The organism is Xanthobacter sp. BG11Y11_SDJG, from assembly GCF_057364445.1.
In genome coordinates this window covers 1-4,876 of record NZ_JBNFNU010000322.1, presented here as the reverse complement: position 1 = coordinate 4,876, position 4,876 = coordinate 1, and the positions used below count along the sequence as shown (strand labels likewise).

The 4,876-nt window shown below is 69.1% G+C and carries 3 protein-coding genes and 2 pseudogenes; 3 read left to right on the top strand and 2 right to left on the bottom strand.

Annotation, left to right across the window (positions count from 1 at the left end; genetic code table 11):
- Positions 1 to 250 precede the first annotated feature (250 nt).
- The 3 genes and pseudogenes from AC2W7M_RS19760 to cydB form a co-directional block, all read left to right on the top strand.
- Positions 251 to 673, top strand: coding sequence for a SufE family protein (locus tag AC2W7M_RS19760; RefSeq protein ID WP_486134282.1), 423 nt, complete (start codon positions 251 to 253; stop codon positions 671 to 673).
- A 361-nt stretch (positions 674 to 1,034) separates the two neighbouring features.
- Positions 1,035 to 2,442, top strand: a pseudogene (locus tag AC2W7M_RS19755) (cytochrome ubiquinol oxidase subunit I).
- A gap of 16 nt (positions 2,443 to 2,458) precedes the next feature.
- A pseudogene (cydB, locus tag AC2W7M_RS19750) lies at positions 2,459 to 3,459 on the top strand (cytochrome d ubiquinol oxidase subunit II); the annotation flags it as partial.
- Between the two features lie 78 nt (positions 3,460 to 3,537).
- Here cydB and AC2W7M_RS19745 read toward each other — a convergent pair.
- Positions 3,538 to 4,035: a ferritin gene (locus tag AC2W7M_RS19745; protein ID WP_486134284.1), complete on the bottom strand. Its 498-nt coding sequence runs from the start codon at positions 4,033 to 4,035 to the stop codon at positions 3,538 to 3,540.
- Positions 4,036 to 4,210: 175 nt separating this feature from the next.
- Positions 4,211 to 4,876: ribonuclease HII (locus tag AC2W7M_RS19740; RefSeq protein ID WP_486134280.1), on the bottom strand; the 666-nt coding region annotated here is incomplete at its 5' end.

The window sequence follows — 4,876 nt, the reverse complement described above, 5'->3', positions numbered from 1 at the left end:
CCGGCACCCGCCAGCACCGCCACCGGCCTCGATCCTGCGCGCATGCCTTCCGCCGGCCAGCTCAACCTCACGCCGCAGGACCTGCTGCCGGCCTGGGGCGGCGGCGGCAAATCTCCAGGCCGACCCCGCCGGCCCCCGCTCTGCCGGCCTCGCTGCCCGCCTCCGCGCCCCTGCCCCCGCGCCGCCCGGCCTGAGGACATCGGCCGGCGATGGCCGTATAGTGGGCGCAGATGGCCGCAAGGATCACCTGATGGACGCCGAGGACCTGATCGCCGACTTCGACCTTCTGGACGACTGGGAGGACCGCTATCGCCACGTGATCGAACTCGGCCGCGCTTTGCCGCCCTTTCCCGAAACCGAGCGCACCGAGGCCAACAAGGTCCAGGGCTGCGCCAGCCAGGTCTGGCTTGTGGGCCGGCGCACCGAGGGTCCCGCGGGCACGGTTCTGGAGTTCGAGGGCGATTCGGACGCCCATATCGTGCGCGGCCTCGTCGCCGTGCTGCTCGGCCTCACCTCCGGGCGCACGCCGGAGGCGATCTTGAACACCGACGTGCTCGCCACCTTCCGCCGCATCGGCCTGGAGGGCCACCTGACGCCGCAGCGCTCCAACGGTCTGCGATCCATGGTGGAACGCATCCGCGGCTTCGCCCGCGCCGCGCTCGCCGAGGCGTGAGGGCCGCCTGAGGCGGCACAGGGTCGCGGCCCCGCAGACCGATCCCTGCGTCCAGGGCATCGACGCCGCGGCGGGACTTGGCTATGGTCCGCGGACAGCGGATTTGGAATGTCTCGAAGGCGCCTGGCGACGTGTGATCCAGTGACCCGCGTCGGCAGCGGCGCAGCAACGGCCGCACGCCATTCGGGAGCTCCGCAGCGATCCGCTCGGTGACAGGCTCACAGGCAAGACGATCGGCCCTCCGCTGGGCGGGGATGGACAGGCGGCCTGGAAAATCCGCCTCGCGGCGGCCATAGTCGGCCTGAGCGCGAGCAAGAGCGATACCCGGCCGGCGGCGCCTGCGCTGCCCGGCCCGGCGACAATGATGGAGCCGGCAATGGACCTCGATCCGGTCACTCTCGCACGCATCCAGTTCGCCTTCACGGTCTCCTTCCACATCATCTTCCCGAGCTTCACCATCGGCCTGTCGGCCTTCATCGCCGTGCTGGAACTGCTGTGGCTGAAAACCGGGCGCGAGGTGTTTCACCGGCTCGCCCGCTACTGGACCAAGATCTTCGCGGTCTCGTTCGCCATGGGCGTGGTCTCCGGCATCGTCCTGTCCTACCAGTTCGGCACCAATTGGAGCCGCTTCGCCGAGGTGGTGGGCTCGGTGATCGCGCCGCTGATCGGCTTCGAGGTGCTCACCGCCTTCTTCCTGGAGGCGACCTTCCTCGGCATCATGCTGTTCGGCTGGAACCGGGTGCCCGCCTGGCTGCATGTGCTGTCCACCTGCGTGGTCGCCTTCGGCACCTTCATGTCGGCGTTCTGGATCCTCTCCGCCAACAGCTGGATGCAGACGCGGCCGGGTTCGAGATGCGCGACGGCGTCGCCTATCCGCTCGACTGGCTGGAGATCATCTTCAATCCGAGCTTCCTGCACCGCCTGCCGCACATGCTGCTCGCGGCCTACCTCACCACCTCGCTGGTGGTGCTGGCAGTGGGCGCGCGCTACCTACTGGGCGGCCGCTTCCAGGAAGAGGCGAAGGTGATGGTGGTGATGGCGATCGGCATGCTCGCCGTGGTGGGGCCGATCCAGGCCTTCGTGGGCGACGCCCACGGCCTCAACACCGCCAAGTACCAGCCGGCCAAGATCGCCGCCATCGAGGCCCACTGGGACGGCTCCAAGCCGGCCCCCTGGTGCTGTTCGCCTGGCCGGACGAGAAGGCGGAGAAGAACCTGTTCGAGATCTCGATCCCGGGGGGCGCCTCGCTGATGATCACCCACTCCCTCACCGGCCTGTTCCCGGGGCTGAAGGACTTCCCGCCGCAGGACCGCCCGCCGGTGATCGGCCCGTTCTTCGGCTTCCGTGCCATGGTGGGCGTCGGCGTGGTGATGATCCTGTTCGGCTGGGTCGGCGCCTATCTCCTGTGGCGCCGCAAGGTGTTCGAGACGCGGTGGTATCTCTGGCCGGCCTCGTTCGCCTGGCCGCTCGGCTTCATCGCCATCCTGTCGGGCTGGATCGTCACCGAGCAAGGCCGCCAGCCCTGGGTGGTGCAGGGCATCCTGCGCACCGCCGACGCGGTCTCGCCGGTGATCGGCTGGAGCGTGGCGGTGACGCTGGTGCTGTTCATCATCGTCTATTCCATCGTCTTCGCCACCGGCCTCTATTTCATGAACCGGCTGATCGTGAAGGGCCCCGGCGGCACGCTGATCGAGCCGCCCCGCAAGGAGCGTCCCACCCGTCCGCTGGCCGCCGCCCACGGCGAGGGCCAGATCACCCCCGGCGCATAAGGCACAGGAGCGGACCATGGAATGGTACCTGCCCGTCATCTGGGGCCTCATCATCGGCGTCGCGGTGATCATGTATGTGATCCTCGACGGCTTCGACCTCGGCATCGGCATCCTGTTCCCCTTCGCCCGGGAGGAGAAGCAGCGCGACACCATGATGAACACGGTGGCGCCATTCTGGGACGGCAACGAGACCTGGCTCGTGCTCGGCGGCGGCGGCCTGTGGGTCGCCTTCCCGAAGGCCTATGCGGTGGTGATGCCGGCGCTCTATCTGCCGGTCATCATCATGCTGCTGGCGCTGGTGTTCCGCGGTGTCGCCTTTGAATTCCGCTGGGTGGCGGCGTCGAGCCGCAAATGGTGGAACCTCGCCTTCTCCGGCGGCTCGCTGGTGGCCGCCTTCAGCCAGGGCGTGATCCTGGGCGGGCTGGTGCAGGGCATTACCGTGGCGAACGGCCAGTTCGCCGGCGGGCCGCTCGACTGGGCGACCCCGTTCGCCTTCCTGTGCGGGATCGGCGTGGTAGCCGGCTATGCGCTGCTCGGCGCCACCTGGCTGCTCATCAAGACCGAGGGGGCGATCGCCGATCGCGCCCGCGCCCAGGCGCTGCCGCTGCTCTATGTGGTGCTCGCCTTCATGGCGGCGGTGAGCCTGTGGACGCCGCTCGCCTTCGACCGCATCGCCGTGCGCTGGTTCTCGACCCCCAACATCTTCTTCCTGGCGCCGTGCCGATCGTCACCGCGCTGGTCGCCTATCTGGTGTGGCGCTGGCTGAAGGCCGGCCGCGAGATGCTCCCCTTCTTCGGCACGGTGGGGCTGTTCCTGCTGGGCTTCCTCGGGCTCGCCATCTCCACCTTCCCCTACCTCGTGCCGCCCTCCCTCACCGTGTGGCAGACCGCGGCGGCGGCGCCGAGCCAGATCCTGATGCTGTTCGGCGTCATCTTCCTGCTGCCGGTGGTGCTGGGATACATCGTGTTCGTGTATTGGATCTTCCGCGGCAAGGTGCGCGAGGGCGAAGGCTACCACTCGACGGACCGGCGGGCGGCGCGGCCGCGCCCCGACGCCGTTTCGCGCGGCAGCGGAGCGGGCCGGCCGGCGGAAGGCTCAGTCGCCCTTCGCCATCGCCCCCAGCTCCTTGTCGACGAAATAGGCCGCATGCGGCCCGGCGCCGATCAGGTCGATGCGGTCGAGGATCTTGCGGCAGAGCTTCTCCTCCTCGTGCTGCTCGCGCGCGAACCAGGCCAGGAACTCGTCGGTCTCGTAGCTGCGCTCGGCGCGCGCCAGTTCGATCGCCGCGGTAATGCCCGCCGTCACCTTGCGCTCCTCCTCCTGGATGCGCAGGAACAGGCCGCGGATATCTGCGGCCGAGATCACCGGCCGCTGGTGCCCGTGCAGGGTGATCTGGGCGCCGAGATCGTCGAGGAAGGCGAAGAACTTCAGCATGTGCTCCAGCTCTTCCTTGGCATGGCCGAGGAGGAACTGGGTCACCCCCTCGAACTTGTTGCCGGCGGCCCAGGCAGCGGCCTGGGTGTAGATGTGGTGCGCCTCCATCTCGCCGTTCAGCAGTTCATTCAGCTTGGCTTCCAGTTTCTGGCTGACCATGATCGTCTCCCGACACGCGCGCGCCGCCACGGCGCGCCCCCGTTCGCGGGCGGAACCGTAGCGCGGGCCCTGCGGCGATCAACCGGCAGATGGAAGAGAAGAAGCAAATATGAAATAGACTAAATTCAGACTGGACAGCTGTTCCAAGCATTCCCAGCGCAAAATGCAGTTGATCTTAGGAGATCCCTCTTCGGCACGGGCCGCCCCTCCGGCGCCGCCGCGCGCTCACTCCGCCGCGTCCTCCGCGGGACAGGCCGAGCTGCTGCGCCCGCACCGGCGCGAACGAGCGGCGGTGGTGGATGCAGGGGCCGTGCTTCACCAGCGCCGCGCCGTGCTCGGCGGTGCCATAGCCCATGTGCCGCTCGAAGCCGTAGTCCGGGAAGCTGAGGCCGAGTTGCGCCATCAGCCGGTCGCGCGTCACCTTGGCGACGATGGAGGCGGCGGCGATGGAGGCGATCAGCCCGTCGCCGCCGATGATGGCCTCCGCCGGGCAGGGCAGCAGCGGCGGGTCGTTGCCATCCACCAGCACGAAAGCGGGTTTGACCGGCAGCGCGCGCACGGCATTGGCGAGCGCCCACAGGGTTGCCTGGCGGATATTGTCGCGGTCGATGCGCGCCGGCGGGGCGAGGCTCACGGCGATGTGCGCGGTGGCGCAGATCTCGAGGTACAGCGTCTCGCGCCGGGCCCTCGGCAGCTTCTTGGAATCATCGAGGCCCTGCGGCACCCGCGCGGGATCGAGGATCACGGCCGCGGCCACCACCGGTCCCGCCAGCGGCCCGCGCCCCACCTCGTCGGCGCCCGCCACCGGCAGCAGGCCGGATTCCAGCAGCGCCGCCTCGCG

Coding starts and splice junctions, on each gene's coding strand:
- AC2W7M_RS19760 (WP_486134282.1), top strand. CDS start 251: ATGGACGCCGAGGACCTGATCGCCGACTTCGACCTTCTGGACGACTGG.
- AC2W7M_RS19745 (WP_486134284.1), bottom strand. CDS start 4,035: ATGGTCAGCCAGAAACTGGAAGCCAAGCTGAATGAACTGCTGAACGGC.